9 protein-coding genes, 1 tRNA gene and 1 pseudogene are annotated in these 16,738 nt (G+C 62.5%); 4 read left to right on the top strand and 7 right to left on the bottom strand.

What is annotated here, in order from left to right; translation table 11 throughout:
- Positions 1–12: 12 nt before the first annotated feature.
- Positions 13–1,119, bottom strand: coding sequence for a molybdopterin-binding protein (locus CV770_RS18995; RefSeq protein ID WP_104463389.1), 1,107 nt, complete (start codon positions 1,117–1,119; stop codon positions 13–15).
- Between the two features lie 54 nt (positions 1,120–1,173).
- Positions 1,174–2,004, bottom strand: a complete 831-nt coding sequence (locus tag CV770_RS18990; protein WP_104463388.1) for an ABC transporter substrate-binding protein — start codon at positions 2,002–2,004, stop codon at positions 1,174–1,176.
- A gap of 270 nt (positions 2,005–2,274) precedes the next feature.
- Here CV770_RS18990 and CV770_RS18985 point away from each other — a divergent pair, with 270 nt between their 5' ends.
- Both CV770_RS18985 and CV770_RS18980 read left to right on the top strand, forming a co-directional pair.
- Positions 2,275–3,168, top strand: coding sequence for a substrate-binding domain-containing protein (locus tag CV770_RS18985; RefSeq protein WP_104463387.1), 894 nt, complete (start codon positions 2,275–2,277; stop codon positions 3,166–3,168).
- A 98-nt stretch (positions 3,169–3,266) separates the two neighbouring features.
- Positions 3,267–4,481 carry an ABC transporter substrate-binding protein gene (locus tag CV770_RS18980; RefSeq protein WP_104463386.1) on the top strand — a complete coding sequence of 405 codons (1,215 nt, stop codon included), beginning with the start codon at positions 3,267–3,269 and terminating at the stop codon, positions 4,479–4,481.
- 70 nt (positions 4,482–4,551) lie between these two features.
- On the opposite strand, the gene CV770_RS18975 is transcribed toward CV770_RS18980, so the two are convergent.
- Positions 4,552–5,529, bottom strand: coding sequence for a TAXI family TRAP transporter solute-binding subunit (locus CV770_RS18975; RefSeq protein WP_104463385.1), 978 nt, complete (start codon positions 5,527–5,529; stop codon positions 4,552–4,554).
- Positions 5,530–5,635: 106 nt separating this feature from the next.
- Between CV770_RS18975 and CV770_RS18970 the strand changes: the two genes are divergently transcribed.
- Positions 5,636–6,610 (top strand): Bug family tripartite tricarboxylate transporter substrate binding protein, encoded by a 975-nt coding sequence (locus CV770_RS18970; protein WP_104463421.1) that lies wholly within the window; start codon positions 5,636–5,638, stop codon positions 6,608–6,610.
- Between the two features lie 348 nt (positions 6,611–6,958).
- Positions 6,959–7,034, top strand: a tRNA-Ile gene (locus CV770_RS18965).
- Between the two features lie 528 nt (positions 7,035–7,562).
- On the opposite strand, the gene CV770_RS18955 is transcribed toward CV770_RS18965, so the two are convergent.
- The 4 genes and pseudogenes from CV770_RS18955 to CV770_RS18920 form a co-directional block, all read right to left on the bottom strand.
- Positions 7,563–8,606, bottom strand: a complete 1,044-nt coding sequence (locus CV770_RS18955) for a GSU2403 family nucleotidyltransferase fold protein (RefSeq protein ID WP_104463384.1) — start codon at positions 8,604–8,606, stop codon at positions 7,563–7,565.
- A gap of 199 nt (positions 8,607–8,805) precedes the next feature.
- Positions 8,806–8,916, bottom strand: a pseudogene (locus tag CV770_RS18950) (Rho termination factor N-terminal domain-containing protein); the annotation flags it as partial.
- 625 nt (positions 8,917–9,541) lie between these two features.
- Complete coding sequence (locus tag CV770_RS18940; protein WP_201759921.1) at positions 9,542–10,783, bottom strand: tyrosine-type recombinase/integrase; 1,242 nt, start codon at positions 10,781–10,783, stop codon at positions 9,542–9,544.
- Between the two features lie 1,130 nt (positions 10,784–11,913).
- A partial coding sequence (locus tag CV770_RS18920) for a non-ribosomal peptide synthetase (protein ID WP_146101322.1) occupies positions 11,914–16,738 on the bottom strand: 4,825 nt, incomplete at its 5' end.

Genomic DNA, 16,738 nt, shown 5'->3' with positions numbered 1-16,738 from the left:
TCAAAATCCATATCATTCCCGCATCAGATAGGCATCGACCGGCACGCCCGCCGCAAATCCCTCGTCCGTGGCGGGAATGAGCAGCCATGCGTCCGCACCGGCAATAGCCTGGAGCGGCCATTCGCCCACGGCAAGCGGCATCCACGCGCGATGTTCCCGGGCCAGCAAAGCGATCTCGGCGATGCCGACGGTGGACGCGATTTTTCGCGCAAGCGGCAGGCTCACCTGCCGGCGCGGCCGGCGCGCCGATAGTCGGTCGACGAGCGGAAGCACGAGCGCGAGCCACGCTGCCAACGCATGATCCGGCGAGCCTGGCAAGGCGACGACGGGAACCTTTCCGAGCTTCGCGACCGCGGCAGTCCGCCCAGGCTGAAGCGCAAGACCGTGGGCGATCACATGACCACGCTGAGCCAGCGCGGCGACGGCCGCATCGCCGCGGCCAACGCCGCTGCCGCCGAGCGTCAGGATCAGATCGCAGGAGGACGTATCGAGCGCATCGGCAATCGACGCCGCATCGCGCGCGCCGGTCTCATACGTCTTCACATCCAGTCCCGCTGCACGCGCGATCCCGGCGATCATGTGCATCGTTGCCGTTGCACCCGGCACGTTGACGATGCGCAGCCGGGGCCGACGCACGCCGAGCTTGTCCAAACCGGCAATGCGTGCGAGCAGCAGATCGGTTGCGACGACCGGTTGGCCCTCGGCGCCGGCCGGCGTGCGCTCCGCGATATCGCTGCCGCCACGCCTGACGCCGTGCCCCGGCACGCCCTCCGCCAGCACCTGCACGAGCGGCCCCGATGCATCGACCGCGTCGGCATCGAGCACACAGTCGCAGCCGGCGGGCATCGCATCACCGGCCTCGACCCACGCGGGCGGTTGTGTCAAAGGCAGCGGCGAATAAGAGGACGCGCCGACGAGATCGTTGGCGCAGAGCGCCCAGCCGTCCGTGGCGGCGATGTCGTGATGCGGATGGGCCGCAAGCAGCGGCGTGCCCGCCGCGATGCAGCCGGCCGCTTCGCTCAGCGGCAACTCCACCGGTGCAAGCGGCTCAAGCCCGCTCAGCAACGCGGCGAGCGCGGTGTCGAGCGGCGTCAGCGATGGCGGCAGGCGCTGGGTCATGCGCCATGGTGGACCATGCATCGCCCGGTTTGGCAACCACCGGCGATGCCGACGTCAACCGCCCGACCGGTCCGCATTGGGGAAGAACAGCTGCTGTCTGTCGACCTTGTAGCCTGCGATCGCCGTCTGCCCCTCCGGCGAGGTCAGCCAATCGATGAAGGTCTGCGCGAGATCCTTCTTCACGTTCGGAAACTTCTCGGGGTTCACCAGCATCACGCCATACTGATTGAGCAGCCGCCGGTCGCCTTCGACGACGATATCGAGATCGCCGCGATCCTTGAAGGCGATCCAGCTGCCGCGATCCGACAGCACATAGGCATTGGCAGCGCGCGCGGCGTCGAGCGCCGAGGCCATGCCCTGCCCGGCCTCGCGATACCAGGCGCCCTTGGCCCCGGCGATGTCGATGCCGGCGACGATCCAGAGCGCCAGCTCCGCAGCATGCGTGCCCGACCGATCGCCGCGCGTCACAAACGGCGCACCCTTGGCCTCGATCGCCTTCAGCGCCGTCGCGATATCCTTGCCCTTGACGCCGGCGGGATCGTTCTTCGGCCCGATCAACACATAGTCGTTGTACATCACGTCAAAACGCTTCACGCCAAACCCGTCGGCGACGAATTTCTCCTCCTGCGGTCGCGCATGCATCAGCACGACGTCGGCCTCGCCCCTTCGCGGCCCGTCGAGCACCTCGTCGGCGCGCCGCGCGATCACCGTCACGTTGACGCCGGTCTTGTCGCGGAAGATCGGAAGCAGATAGTCGAGCAGGCCGGACTCCTGCGTCGACGTGGTCGTAGCCAGGACGATGGCGCGGTCCTCCGCAGATGACGCCGCAGCGCTCGCGATGAGGCCGCAGACAAGCGCTAATGCAACGGACAGGCGGCGGCCCATGATCGGGGGTTCCCTTGGCTACGACCCGATCATGATGATGATCGATTGCGCCGCACTCGTGACGCGTTTGCCTTTTGCGCACGTCACCCGGGAAATTTCGGCAACGCGCCGAGCGATTGAGGATCATTCACCAAAGCAAACGACGCGCGCGCGGATGTGTTGCAAAGCAGCGAGATGATCAGGCATGGTTCCGGCGGACACGAATTGAAATGCAGAATTCCACCTGCGTTAGACGTCAAAAAGAAGCAAGAATTTGCATAGGAATGCAGGATGGAATTCCTGACGACCAGCGAAGCCGCCGACTATCTTCGGCTCGGCGAACGCAAGCTCTACGAACTCGTCACCACAGGCGCGATCCCCTGCACCAAGGTGACCGGGAAGTGGCTCTTCCCACGCCACGAACTCGATCTTTGGGTGCTCTCGGGCCTCGCGCGTCCGGCCGGCATGCTGATCGCGGAGCCGCCGCCGGTCGTGGGCGGCAGCCAGGACGAACTGCTGGATTGGGCCTTACGCGAATCCGGCTCGGGCCTGGGATCGATGAGCGAGGGTAGTGTGCGCGGGCTCGAGCGCTTGCAGCGCAACGAGGTGATGGCGGCGGCGATACATTTCCACGGCCTGGATGCTTCCGACGATCTCACTGGGGATGCCAGTGTCGAAGCGCTGCGGGCCGCTCCGGATTTGCATGATGCGGTGCTGGTCGCATTCGTGCGCCGCGAACAGGGTCTCGTGCTGCCGCAGGGCAATCCCAAGCATCTGCACGGCCTGACTGACGTGCTCGCGCTCGGCGCCCGGATGGCGATGCGGCAACAGGGCACGGGCGCGCAGATGCTGCTCGACGTGCTCCTGAAGCGCGCAGGCGCCTCGACGCGGGATTTGCGCCGGGTCGAGACGCCGGCCCTGACCGGACCGGATCTTGCGGAACTAGTCCGCGCCGGCCAGGCCGATTGCGGCATCGCGACGCGCGCCGCCGCGCGTTCGGCCGGCCTCGATTTCGTGCCGCTGGTCTGGGAGAATTTTGACCTCGCGATGCGGCAGCGCAGCTATTTCCGCCCCGCCATGCAGGCCTTGATCGGATTCCTGAACGAGCGGCGGCTGCGCCAGCGCGCCGAGGAGCTGACCGGCTACGATCCCTCACCCGCAGGGCGGATCCGCTTCGCAGCCTGACATTGACGCCCGCCCCAAAATAGTTGCAAAAGAAACCAATTCAGCCGGGCATACCCGGGGCAACACCGGCCAACGTGCCGGATCAGGGGAGGACAAGCGTGAATCCAATCAGATTTGGACTGCCGGTCGCGGCCGCCTTGACGGCGGCGCTGCTGTCCGGTGCGGCATCGGCGCAGGTTTCCGACAACGTCGTCAAGATCGGCGTGCTCACCGACATGAACGGCCCGGCCTCCGCGCCGACCGGCCAGGGCTCGGTGACGGCGGCGCAGATGGCGATCGACGATTTCGGCGGCACCGTGCTCGGCAAGCCGATCAGCATCGTGATCGGCGACCACCAGCTCAAGGCCGATATCGGCGGCACCATCGCGCGGCGCTGGTACGACGTCGACCAGGTCGATCTGATCGTCGACGTACCGGTCTCCGCGGTCGGGCTCGCGGTGCAGAACGTCGCCAACGAGAAGAAGCGGCTGTTCATCACCCACTCCACCGGCACCGCCGATTTCCACGGCAAGTTCTGCTCGCCTTACGCGATCCAGTGGGTGTTCGACACCCGCGCGCTCGCGGTTGGCACCGCGGACGCCGTGGTCAAGCGCGGCGGCGACAGCTGGTTCTTCATCACCGACGATTACGCCTTCGGCCATTCGCTGGAGCGCGATGCGTCCGCGGTCGTCACCGCCAATGGCGGCAAGGTGCTGGGCTCGGTGCGGCCGCCGCTGGCAACGCCTGATCTCTCCTCCTTCGTGCTGCAGGCGCAGGCCTCCAAGGCCAAGATCATCGGCATCGCGGCCGGCCCGCCCAACAACATGAACGAGATCAAGACCGGCTCGGAGTTCGGCGTGTTCAAGGGCGGCCAGCAGATGGCGGCGCTGCTGGCGCTGATCACCGACATCCACGGCCTCGGCCTGCAGGCGGCGCAAGGCCTGCTGCTGACCACGTCGTTCTATTGGGACATGGATGACAAGACCCGCGAATGGTCGAAGCGCTATTTCGCCAAGATGAACAAGATGCCGTCGATGTGGCAGGCCGGCGTCTATTCGAGCGTGATGCACTATCTCAACGCCATCAAGGAAGCCGGCACCGACGATCCGCTCAAGGTCGCCGCCAAGATGCGGGAGAAGCCGATCGAGGATTTCTTCTCCCGCAACGGCAAGCTGCGGGAGGACAATCTGATGGTCCACGATCTCTGGCTGGTGCAGGTGAAGACGCCGGAGGAGAGCAAATATCCGTGGGACTATTACAAGATCCTCACGACCATCTCGGGCGACAAGGCGTTCGGTCCGCCGGACCAGGCGTGTGCGATGGTGAAGAAGTGAGTTTGGCGAGTGGCGAATAGGGAGTGGCGAATGGACCAACTCCATTCGCTACTCACCACTCGCCATTCGTTTATTTCACCACGCCGATCTCGCGAAAATACTTCATCACGCCGGGATGGATCAGCTCCGGCCTCGGCGCCGCGGCAACCGTGTTCGACGCCGTGGTCTCGCAGGCCTGCGCGAGCTTCTTGCAGAAAGTCGCCTCATTGCCGTGCAGCGTCTTTGCCAGGCGATAGGCGACATCGTCAGGCAGATCCTCGCGCGTCAGCACGAAGCTCCAGGAGCCGAGGGAGGCGATCGGCGCGTCCTGCTTTGGATAACTACCCGCCGGCACCGTCAGTGGCTTCAGGAAGGAATGCTTGGCGCGGATGCGCGCGATCTCCTCGGCGTCAGGCGCGATGAAGCGCGCGCCTGACGCGCTCGATGCGACCGCGGCAAAGCCGGGCCAGCCGATGCCGGCGCCCCACAGCGCGGCGACGCGGCCGTCCTCGACCATCGCGGGGCCGTCTCCGGCGCGGTCGAGATAGATGGCCTTGAAGTCCTCGTCCTGCTTCAGGCCGAGCCCATCGAGCACATAGCGCGCCAGGATCGGCAGGCCCGAGCCCTTGGCGCCGAACGCGACGGGCTGGCCGACGAGATCGCGGATCGTCCTGTAGGGACTGTCCGCGCGCACCACGAACATGCCGGGGTTGGAATAGATCGCCGTGAGAATCTTCAGCCGGACCGGCGCACGGCCGATGCCGGCGAAGGCCTCATAGGCCGGCTCGCCCGCGACCAGCGCGAGATCGAGCTCACCCTTCTCGAGCAGCGGAATGTTCTCGTTGCTGCCCTTGGTGTTGCGGGGCGCGATGGAGATTTGCGGATCGGCCGCGTTCATCACCTCCGCAAAAGCGTTGCCATAGAGCGGAAAGCCGCCGCCGGGCGTCGCGGTGCCAAGGCTGATCATAGGACTGATCGTCGTGGTCGGAATGGCCGTGCCTCCGGTTTGAGCAGCAACGGGGCTTGCGAGCAGCGCCGCGCCGAGAAGGGTGAGGATCGCGAATCTCATGGTCGTCCCTGACGGACCTGCGTCAACACCGACTTGCGGCGATGTAGGCAGGGAGCGGGTTTTGTGAAAGCATGTCGCCAACGACAATAGAACAATGGGAGGCGTCATGTTGCGAATTTTGCGTAACGGTTTTTTCGGGCTAACTGTCCTTTTAGGTCTTTTCAGCGCCACTCCTCCCGCCGCCGCCGCCTATCCCGACCGCCCCGTGCACTGGCTGATTGGATTTGCCGCCGGCGGCCCCGTCGACATCGTGGCGCGGATCATGGCGCAGTGGCTGTCGGACCGTCTCGGCCAGCAATTCATCGTCGAGAACCGCACCGGCTCCGGCGGCAACATCGCTGCCGCCGCCGCGATCAACTCGCCGCCCGACGGCTACACGCTGCTGTTCGTCGCGCCCAACAACGCGATCTCGACCTCGCTCTACAAGAAGCTGCCGTTCGACTTCTTGCGCGACACCGTGCCGGTGGCGAGCATCATGCAGCTCACCAACATGCTGGTCGTCTCCAACGCGTTCCCCGCGAAGACGGTTCAGGAGTTCGTCGACTATTGCAAGGCCAATCCCGGCAAGATCTCCTTTGCCTCGTCCGGCAACGGCACCTCGGTGCACATGTCGGCCGAGCTGTTCAAGGTGATGACGAAGTGCGACATGGTGCACGTGCCCTATCGCGGCTCGGCGATCGCCTTCCCCGACATCATCTCCAACAAGGTGCAGCTGATCTTCGACAACCTGCCCTCCGCGCTGGAGCAGGCCAAGGGCGGCAATGTCCGCGCGCTGGGCGTGACCTCGCCGCAGCGCTGGCCGAGCGTGCCCGACGTGCCCGCGATCGCCGAGACCGTGCCCGGCTTCGAATCGGTCGGCTTCTACGGCATCTCCGCGCCGAAGGGCACCCCAAGCGAAGTGATCGAGACCCTCAACAAGGCCGTCGGCGAGGCGCTGAAGGACCCCAAGCTGGTGGCGCGCCTCGCGGAGACCGGCGGCATCCCCAAGCCGATGACATCAGCCGAGTTCGGCAAGCTGGTCACCGACGAGACCGAGAAGTGGCGCAAGGTGGTGGAGTTCGCGGGGGTGTCGGTGGACTAAAGCCGGGCTTAGCCGCGAGCCTGCGGTTCGCCGGCGAGACATCGGAGGGGACCACGGAAGGCCCCCTCTCATCAAAAACGGCAAAACAACCCCATGCACAGTAGAATAGGCAAGCAATTTCAATGGGTTACCGGACCTGAAAAGCAGGTCCTTCGCAAGTCGGTTTGCTTCGTCGGCCAAAACAGGGGTATAGAGGCATCATCGCCAATTTCGGTTATTCAAAATTGACTCACGGTGCCGCGCCGGCGTTCCCATCCGCCAGAGCCAGCATTGCACCCCCGCCCCCATCCCTGTAAACGAACCGCGCACCGTTGCCGGCCGCGCGTTTCCGCGAGCTGTCTCGCGGCGGGGCCTGTAGCTCAATGGTTAGAGCCGGCCGCTCATAACGGTCTGGTTGCAGGTTCGAGTCCTGCCGGGCCCACCAAACAAATCAATAACTTATCAGGCGTCATTTCGCCCGATCGGAATCACCGCACCAGAAACCGCACCAGATACGTACGCTTTTCGTTCCCTGGCTGGGTCGCACTTGGCGATTTTGTCGACGGCATCGCACAAATGGTCGGGATTGTGATGGCCATACGTGTTGAGCAACACCTCAAGCTACATTCCGAGATAGCTCAATGCCTGCCAAGGATCCGCGCCCTTTCGTATAAGCCAAGTCGCTGCGGTGTGTCGTAGCGTTGCGTTTCAACGCCAGCACTGATGGATGCTCGTAACGGGACGCCGCGGCAATCGCGCCCTTGTCTCGGGGAGCGCTCGTCCAATGAGAGGCCAGCAGCCGCTGGGCTGCCAGCGGCGCCGATGCTCAAGCTGATGCTGGGGATGATGGTGATGATGCCAGCATCATGATCGTCGGCATGTCGATGAGCAGCAGCATGCTGATCATCATCATGGTGCCGCTGATGATCGGCGGCGCCGGATATGCCGGAGCCGTTTATGCCGACCCTGCCTGCTAGGCTCGCGCAGCGCCATCTTTCTTAGCGAAAAGAGGCGCCGCACTCTCCACCACCGCTTTCGGAAGCATCCTCAATTGCTCTGCGTCGAACGGGAGGTGAGTAAGATAGTTGGCCACCAGAGCGCCTACCGCTTCAGCCTGCGCTGCATCGCGTTGGCGTTTGAGCGCCTCTCTGTCCGCACGACGGGACAGCCATAGCTTATGGGCGGCCCAAACCCGCGGATCTGGAGCCACGATGCGTACCGGTTCGCCCTTTTCGTCGATCGCGACTGCCTCGAACGCGGGAGCATTCTGCAGCCAATCGAGTCCTTCGATTTGCACAGCGGTCAAATCTTCCGGGTCCGGGCCGATCTTGTCTGGAGCCTTCCGCCAAGGTGGGCTCTGCATTGGCCTAATCAAATCGACGAGATAGCCGTCCCGGTTTATAGCGCGGAACGTCTGCTTGGCGCGTTCGAAGCTGGTGTCCACTCGCTTGAGTATCTTCATGAGCGATGACTCTGACACGTCGTCGTCTGCGACGAACGTAAGCCCGCCGCGCGCGTCAAGCAGCAGATCGATGTCTTCCGTCGTAGCCAAGCCCGGATCGAGTCTGACACCGGAAGAGGCCTCATAACCGTAGATCGCGTTCGTCCCGAGAATGCGAATCCCAGAGCCCAACATTCCGAAGCCGTCGAGAGCGCGCACGATCCGGGCTCCAATCAGCGGTACGCGGCCCAAGCCGAGCGCACGATTGACCGCGGCTTGACGCTCCATGGTATCGCGCAAGTTCTTCACCCGGTCTTCTGCAGCAGCACGTTTAGCTTCGAAGTCCGCCTTCATCTTTTCAGTTTCGGGCGAACGCGCGCCGAGCGAGGCTTGCTTCCTGAGGCCGGCCTTGTCGTAGTAGCTCCGGACGAGGTATTCGCGGCCTTTCGACTCCACCCAGGTCAGGGAACCCCGATGGGCACCGTAGGCCTCCTTGGCGTCCCTCAAGGCCTGGAAGCGCTGCTGACTATTGACCACCTCACGGCGTTGATCGTTGTTAAGCTCTTGAAAATCCATCGTTTCAACATTTCAACCTGATTTTGAACCCTAGTGCTGGAACGATATTTATCATTTAAAATCAATGACTTCAACAGCTCCACTAAAAACTCGTCCGAACTGTTGAAACAGGGAACTCGCTCACATCGTGACCGCCCCCAAGCGCACTGATCTGTTTCCCTCCGCGAAGGCAACATCACAATTGGCAGATCAGGTCCGCCAACTCCGCTTTGCGCATGGTGCTGGCATTCTCGATCCCGTTCTCTTCCGCGAACGAGACCAGCTCAGACGAGGTTTTCGACTTGAGGTCCTGGAGTTTAATTTCCCGCATTGGGGTGGTCCTCTAACCTTTGGAAGGGGGACGAGAAGGCTCTGAAATTGCGGACGTGAGAAGATAAGGTCCGCAGGTCTGGCAAGGAGAGTGCCGGTGAGGCTTCAAACCTGATGCGGCGCGTCCGGCCTCTGGAAAGCTCAGACACAACCACATCCGCTGCGTTGGGCGGGATATCGATAATATACGCCCAAAGCGGGCACCAGATCGACTGCTTCGCTTTCGATGACGCGCAGCGGGACGCCTTCTTCGTTGTGCTTGAAAGTCTCTCTCAGATGCTGCGGCAGCGATCGTCCGTAATTGACGAGGTCGACCCGAAGATCAGGGTCGTACTTCCGCGGACGGAACGGCTCCGCAAGAACTCCTCATAATTCCCGATCCGCCTCGCTCGCTCGCCAGCCGAGCGAGCCCACTTGGAGATGGCACTTCTCAGTTCGCGGAGCACGCCTATCTCGGCGGTTGCGGCGCATCCGCCAACTGTCATGCAACGTGCTGCAGGAGGCCGGCGCCATGCACGAATGCGTGGAGCACGGCTGGGCACAGGACCGGGCCGACCGGTACGCACGCGAGCGCGCCTTCGATAAAGCTATGCGGGATCCGCCGTCCGGGGTCATAAGTCAGTAACTTATCGGGCGCCATTTCGCCCGATCGGAATCACCGCACCAGATACGTGCGCTTTCCGTTCGCTGGCTGGATCGCGCTTGGCGATTTTGTCGACGGCATCAGACAAATAGTCGGGATGGTGATGGCCGTAAGTGTTGAGCAGCACCTCAAGCGACATTCCGAGATAGCCCGCTGCCTGCCATGGATCCGCGCCTCGCTGCATAAGCCAAGTCGCTGCGGTATGTCGCAAAGTGTGAGGGGAGATTCCCGGGCCGAGCCCTGCGAGCCTAACAGCACTCTTGAATGCCGTCTTGACTGAGGTCACAGACTTCCCATTGTACTCCACGAAATGCTTCGCCTCTGGATCAGCTCGGTGCCAGCGCCGCAGGTGCGCGAGCAAGCGCAAGGGGATCGGCACGGTCGGTTGCCGTTTGTTGGTTATCGCGTTGCCCTGCTTCAGGCGGTAGTAGCGGCCGCGCTCTAAGTCGACATAAGAGCGACCAATCGCGGGAATAGGAGATGCAGCTGCGATAGCTCCAGCACGAGTTCCGCTGTAGATCCCCAATAAAATAAACCGTGCAAGATGGCGCAGTGGACGCTTGCTTGTCGGGACCTTCAGGTCGTCGATCGGCCGACGCGAGCCCTTTTGCATTTCGCGATAGCGCCAGCAGGTCCAAATCAGTTTGGCCGCATCGCTCCGCGTCAGCCACTTGTCTCGAGGTTGGCCCTTCTCTGGCAGCGATATCTTGACGATTTCCCGATGATATCCTTCAGCCGCATGGTGACCAATGGCTGCGCGGAGGTCTTCAAGGTCTCGGCGCGCACCTCCCCTCTTGGCGCGCTTCTTGACGTACGAGCGACACGCCTCCCCATTTACCTCGCCCAGCATTTTTGCTCCCCACCAGTCGTTCAACCGCTCGATGCGCTTTTTGAACTTGCGGATATCGGGGATGGTATCTTCGCTCTCCCCATCGACACTGAAACGGCCGCGAAGCTTGTCCAATTGCGCGTCCAAATAGATCGAGAGAACGTCCGCAACTGCGATATCGTCTATGTGGCGAATTCGTCGCTTCGGGGTGTGTTTAGAGGTTATATAGTCCCTTAGTTTTTCCTCCGCGGCCGCAATCTCATCTGCAGCGCAGCCTGTGCCGACATCCCGGCCGTTGTCTCTGATGATCCAGGTCGCTCGGTGGGTGATCTTTCCGCTCTTGTTTCGGCGTGCGGCTTTGAGCCGAAGTCTGGTCCCCTTGCTTCTTCGCGGCATAGCTCTCGCATCCGTTCGATATGAGCCAGCGTCGTAAATTCCTTGCCGGCGATCTTCTCAATAACCAATCGGTTACGATCGCGCTCGCGACGTAGGCCCGCGACCGTCATTCCTCCCAGAGGGAACGCGATTTTCACGGCATCAGCAAGGCGAAGAGGGGCGCCAGGTGTAATTTCAGGTTGCGTTCGACGCGGCATCGACGCCACAGCGCGGCTGTTAAAAACCGAACTAAGATGTCAGCGCCTTATTGAAAGTAAACCTTTCCTTCCTTCGATCGTAGGATTGGCAATTTCATCGTAAAATTGACGAGATAGAGCGTAACTTGAAGGAGGGACTGAGCGTCACGCAGCTTCTTAAGGTGGCATGCCAGAATAAACGCAATAGCAGATCAGCTTACGGAAGCGCCGGAAATCGCAAGCGCCCTTTCGTTGCCCGTTTCCCCGGACCGAGAGCTAATAGCCTGCCTTGGCGTGTCGGCGCCTTTCGCGCGCATCGGTGGGGAGCTTGATCACTTCCTTCCTCCACTTGAAAGAGCCGCCGCGCTCCTGTCGCAAGCCATCCTTCAGACGGACAGTGAAGAGGACACACTCGAGGATACTTGATGATCCTCAGCGCCAGCCTGCTCGGGGGGAGAGAGCGTGATCGGCCGAGAACGTATCACCATCGATGTGATCGACGATCTCGTCGTTTTCGCCAGTCGCCTCCCCTATTCTGAATGAAATCGCGGCAGTTTGCTTCGCCTAATAACTCTCTTTGGCTTACGGAGGGAACGACTGATTCATCGATTTTCTTAATCGCCTGGGTCCGGCTCAGCAGTGCTAAGCCCAATTCAGCGCGCGGGTGGCCTCGCTCGAGGTCGATCACCCATTGTCGGCTGACGCCGATCTTCGTCGCCAGGGTCGCCTGGTCGGGCTTGAGGTGTTCTCGGCTGTCGCAAATGACGGCGCCGAGATCAGCAGGTGTGCGTATGCACATAGTCCATCCGCATGTGTAAGCAATCGCTGATACCTTAAACGTCGGCGATCGCCAACATTTCGGGATGTCAGCGATCGCTGACATAAACATAAGGAAATGATTAGCTTCCGCCCTTATCGGAGCGGCGCCGGGGCTCGAGACGAACCTTCGAACCCTCAGCTTTCGGAGAAAGTTCTCTCGGTCTGTTCATCAGTCCCGATCAAGGCTGTTGAAATGGCTCGAGCCAGAACTCGGCGGTTTTCTGGATTGCTCACCATTGTCGTGTGGTTGCCTGGAACCGGTACGGCACGAATAGCCCCAGCATTCACGACCCGGTCCCACCCCTGGTTTGGCAAGCCGCTACTGGGTTGTTTATCAGGTGGTCGACAACGACTGATGAGAGGCTCACTCGCATAGAACTGATGTATTTCAATCGCGAGCGGCGGAACGCGGTACGATTGTAGCGCGCGGTGAAATGTCGCGGCCCTTTGATACATCGAAACGTCACTGTGAAGATCGTGATCTGGAGTTAACGCTCCTATTTTCTGCGCCTTTTCGAGCAACTCAGAGATGGAACATTGTTCGGTGTCGCGTTCCAAAACCTCGTGATATTCATCGCGCAAGATTCCACAACGATCCAAGACAAATTCTCGCGCCAAATTCTTCAGTGATCCGTTTGAAGAAGCCGCAGGTAGACTAACATCAATGAACGCCATGAATGACACAACTTCATCAACACTCAGTAATTGCTCGGCAATTGCATAAGCCAGGATTGCACCTGATGAGTATCCAGCAAAGCGGTATGGGCCACGTGGCTGGATCTGTTTGATCGCAAGGATCACCTCCGTGGCCATCGCCTCAAGTGTCGGTGGACGAACGTCATCGAAAGGGGGCCATGGCAGAGCGTAGACCGGGCAGTCTGCATCCATTTCCGCTGCCAAACCGAGGACATACGAACAATCCCCAAAACCTGTGGGGACAAAGAAGAGAGGTGGCTGCGATCCGGTCGGTCGAACGGGAATCACCGCCGTGTTACTGGGCTGCACCTGCAAACGAATCTTCGATGCAAGCTCTTTCAGAACAGGGGCTCGGAAGAGGTCGGTGGCGCTAAAACTCAGCCCAAGATGTAATGCTCGACTGAGCATCTGCACGGCCAAGAGCGAGTGGCCGCCCAGTTCGAAGAAGTGGTCGTTGCGCCCGATGCGCTCGACACCCAGGAGTTCGGCCCAGATCCGTGCCAGCGCCGTCTCGACCGCACCTTGCGGCGCCTGGTAGGCCGCCAGCGCATAGGCCTGATCGGCCGGCTCCGGCAGCGCGTTCCGATCGAGCTTGCCGTTCACCGTCAGCGGAAGCGCCGCCAGCCGCACGAACGCGCTCGGCACCATGTAGTCCGGCAGCCGCGCACTCAAGTGCGCCCGCAAGGCGGCCGCAAGCCCGCCTCCATCGCCCTCCTCCGAGCCGGCCGCGGGCGCGCAGACCACATAGGCGATCAGATGGTTGTTGCTGGCGCCGTTCTGGCGCGCCACCACCACCGCCTCGCGCACCCAGGCGTGCTCGCAAAGCTTTGCTACGATCTCGCCCGGCTCGATGCGATAGCCGCGGATCTTCACCTGATCGTCGTTGCGGCCCAGGAACTCAAGATTGCCGTCCGGCAGATAACGTGCAAGGTCGCCGGTCCGGTACAGCCGATCGCCCTCGACAAACGGACTGGCGATGAACCGCTCGGCTGTCAACTCAGGGCGGTTCAGGTAGCCCCGTGCCACCCCCACCCCGCCAATGTAAAGCTCGCCCACCGCGCCGAATGGCACGGGCGCGCCATGGCCATCCAACAGGTACACCCGCGTGTTGGCGATTGGACGCCCGATCGGGACCACTGACCCATTGAAGTCAGCCGGGCAAGTCCAGAGCGTCGCGCAGACTGTCGCCTCGGTCGGGCCATAAGCGTTGACAATTGATGCTGGGGTCAGACTTCGGATGAGTTCTGCCTTCGGCAGCTCCCCAGCAAGAATGAGAACTTGCGCAGCCAAACCTTCCGGATCCTTGCTTGTCTGAAGCAACGCTGGGGGTAACGTCGCGTGGGTGATGGCTTCGCTTTGGAGATAATCCGATAGCTTGTTACTCGCTTGACGGATCTCTTCCGCAGGCAAGTGCAAAGCGGCTCCGGAGCCAAACGCCATGACAAGCTCCCAAGCGCTTGCATCAAAAGCAATGGAGGCGAACTGCACGACGCGGCTGTTGGAAGAAGCGCCAAAGAGGCCGACCTGAGCCGACAGCAGATTGACCAACCCCTGATGCTGAACCATGACTCCCTTTGGGCTTCCGGTTGAGCCTGAGGTGTAGATCACATAAGCGAGATGGCACGCTGTGAAGCCAAGCGTGCGCCGGTCAGGGTTTGAAGCCGCCCGTTCGGCCCAGGCGGGCGTGCCGGTCTCCAGATCGATGACCGTCACATCGGTCAGCACCTCGGGGCCGAGTGCTGCGCGACCGACGACGTCGCAAAGCAGCAGCCGCGGCGCGGCATCGTCGACAACCTGATGCAGCCGCTGGCTGGGATAGGCTGGGTCCAGCGGCAGATAGGCACCGCCAGCCTTGAGGATCGCCAAGACACCAACCACCATCGCCGGACCGCGTTCGAGGCAGATCGCGACCGGCTGATCCGGCTTGACCCCGAGGGCGATCAGGTGATGCGCCAGCCGATTGGCCCGTGCGTTGAGCTCGCCATAGCTCAGCCGCTCGTTTTCGCAGACCAGCGCCAACGCCTCCGGCGCCTTTTGCACCTGCGCCTCGAACAGCTCATGGACGCACAGGTCCGATGGATAGGCCTGCGCCGTCCGGTTCAGATCCTCCAGTAGATAGGTGCGCTCCTCAGCCGGCAAGATGTCCAGCTCGCGTATGGGCGTATCCGGGGCATGCTCCAGCGCCTTTGCCAGCTGCTCGAGCACCCGCTGCATGTAGCCGCAGATCCGATCCGCCGAGATTGGCTCCGCCGCCTGCACAGTGAGGCCCAGCGCCTCGCCAAAATCCTCCACCGACACGGTCAGGGGATAGTTGGTGCGTTCCTCTCCACCCAGCCATTCCATGCCCGACAAGACGTCATCCGTCCCGGAGCCGGGCACAGCCGGCGCCGTGTTGTGACGGTAGTTCAACAGCGTGCTGAATAGCGGCGCCGACGCCGCAACAGCGCTGCAGCGCTGTGCCAGCGCCAGCGAGGCATGCTCATGTGCCAGCAGGTCGGCCAGCCGGGCCTGCGCCATCCGCACGCTCGCCTCGACGGCGGTCTCATCGAGATCAAGCCGCAACGGCAGGGTGTTGATGAACAACCCCATGGCGCGGTCGGCGCCAGCGCTGCCCTGCAGTCGGCCTAACAGCACCGTGCCGAACACCACCTGCTCGCGGCCGCTGCTGCGCGCCACCACCTGTCCCCACGCCAGATGGCACAGACTCGCCAGACTGACGCCCAGCCGCCGCGCCTGTTCGCGCAGCCTCGCATGGAGAACTGACGGCAGCGTCCGATGCGCCTCTCGAACCCCGCCGCCGTCGCCGCGCACTTCGCTCAATTCGAAGGGCGTGGTCGGCTCGTCGATATCGGCCAGCAGCTCCCGGAAGAACGCTTCATCGGCTTTGTCATCACGGCGTAGATGCGCCTGCGCCACCAGATTGCGGAATGGCTGCGGCGCCGTCAGTTCATGCTGGCGCCCCTCCAGCTCGGCCCGGACCTCAGCATGCATCACGTCCCGCGTCGTGTGATCCCCGATCAGATGATGCTGCAGCTCCAGCAGCAGCCAGCGCGCGCTTCCGGGCTCGCGCGCAATCACAAACCGCAGCAATGGCGCCCGGCCAAGCTCGATGCGGTGCCGACGTGGGTCAAACCGCTCCCTGAGCAGCTGCTTGGCTCCAGCGCCATGAGCGCCATCCAGCTGGACCTCGATCACCTCCAGACGCGCCTCCCGCCACACCACCTGGGCCGGCCGCGATAAGCCCTCCCAGACAAACGAGGTACGCAGGATGTCATACCGATCCACCACCCGCTGGACCGCGGCAAGATAGCGGTCGAGCAGGCCACGCTCGGCAAACGCCATCTGCGACACCAGTAGGTACGGATCGCCCTTGGCCGCTAGCAAATGATGGAACAGGATGCCGTCCTGCAGCGGCGACAGGCCGTAGATGTCCTGGATGTTGCAAACCCCGCCGGGTACCGTGGCGATGATCCGGTCGATCTCGCCCTGCGTCAGCTCGATCAGCGGCAACATCTGCGGCGTGATCGCCGCACTCCGCTCGGTGATCAGGTTGGCCGGGACCGCTACCTCCTGATGGCGGCCCAGGCTTGCAGCCAGATCCGCCAGCACCGGCTTGACGAACAAGGTGCGCACCTCGATGCGCAGTGACCGCCGCCGTAGACGCTCGATCATCTGCACGGCCAAGAGTGAGTGCCCTCCCAATTCGAAGAAGTTGTCGTCCCGTCCGACCCGCTCCAGCCCCAGCAGCTCGGCCCAGATCTGCGCCAGCACCGTCTCCATCTCGCCCTGTGGCGGCGCGTAGGTCCGGCGCGCATACGCGTCGTCGCCCGGGGCCGGCAGCGCGTTTCGATCGAGCTTACCGTTCAGCGTCAGCGGAAGCGCCGCCAGCCGCACGAACGCACTCGGCACCATGTAGTCAGGCAGCCCCGCACTCACATGCGCTCGCAAACCGCCGGCAAGATCAAATTCCTCAGCTTCGGCGGCAACGACATACGCAACGAGGCGCTGCTCGCGGCGACCATCCTCGCACGCCACCACCACCGCCTCGCGCACGCAGGCGTGGCCGCAAAGCTTTGCTACGATCTCGCCCGGTTCGATCCGGAAGCCGCGGATCTTCACCTGCTCGTCGTTGCGGCCTAAAAACTCCAGATTGCCGTCCGGCAGGTAGCGTGCCAGGTCGCCGGTCCGGTACAGCCGGTCGCCCTCGACAAAGGGACTGGGGATGAACCGCTCGGCTGTCAGCTCAGGGCGGTTCAGGTAGCCC

It is taken from the genome of Bradyrhizobium sp. AC87j1 (genome assembly GCF_002936975.1).
GTDB lineage: Bacteria > Pseudomonadota > Alphaproteobacteria > Rhizobiales > Xanthobacteraceae > Bradyrhizobium > Bradyrhizobium shewense.
Note: the sequence above shows the minus strand (reverse complement) of the source record. Positions and strands in the feature narration are given on the sequence as shown.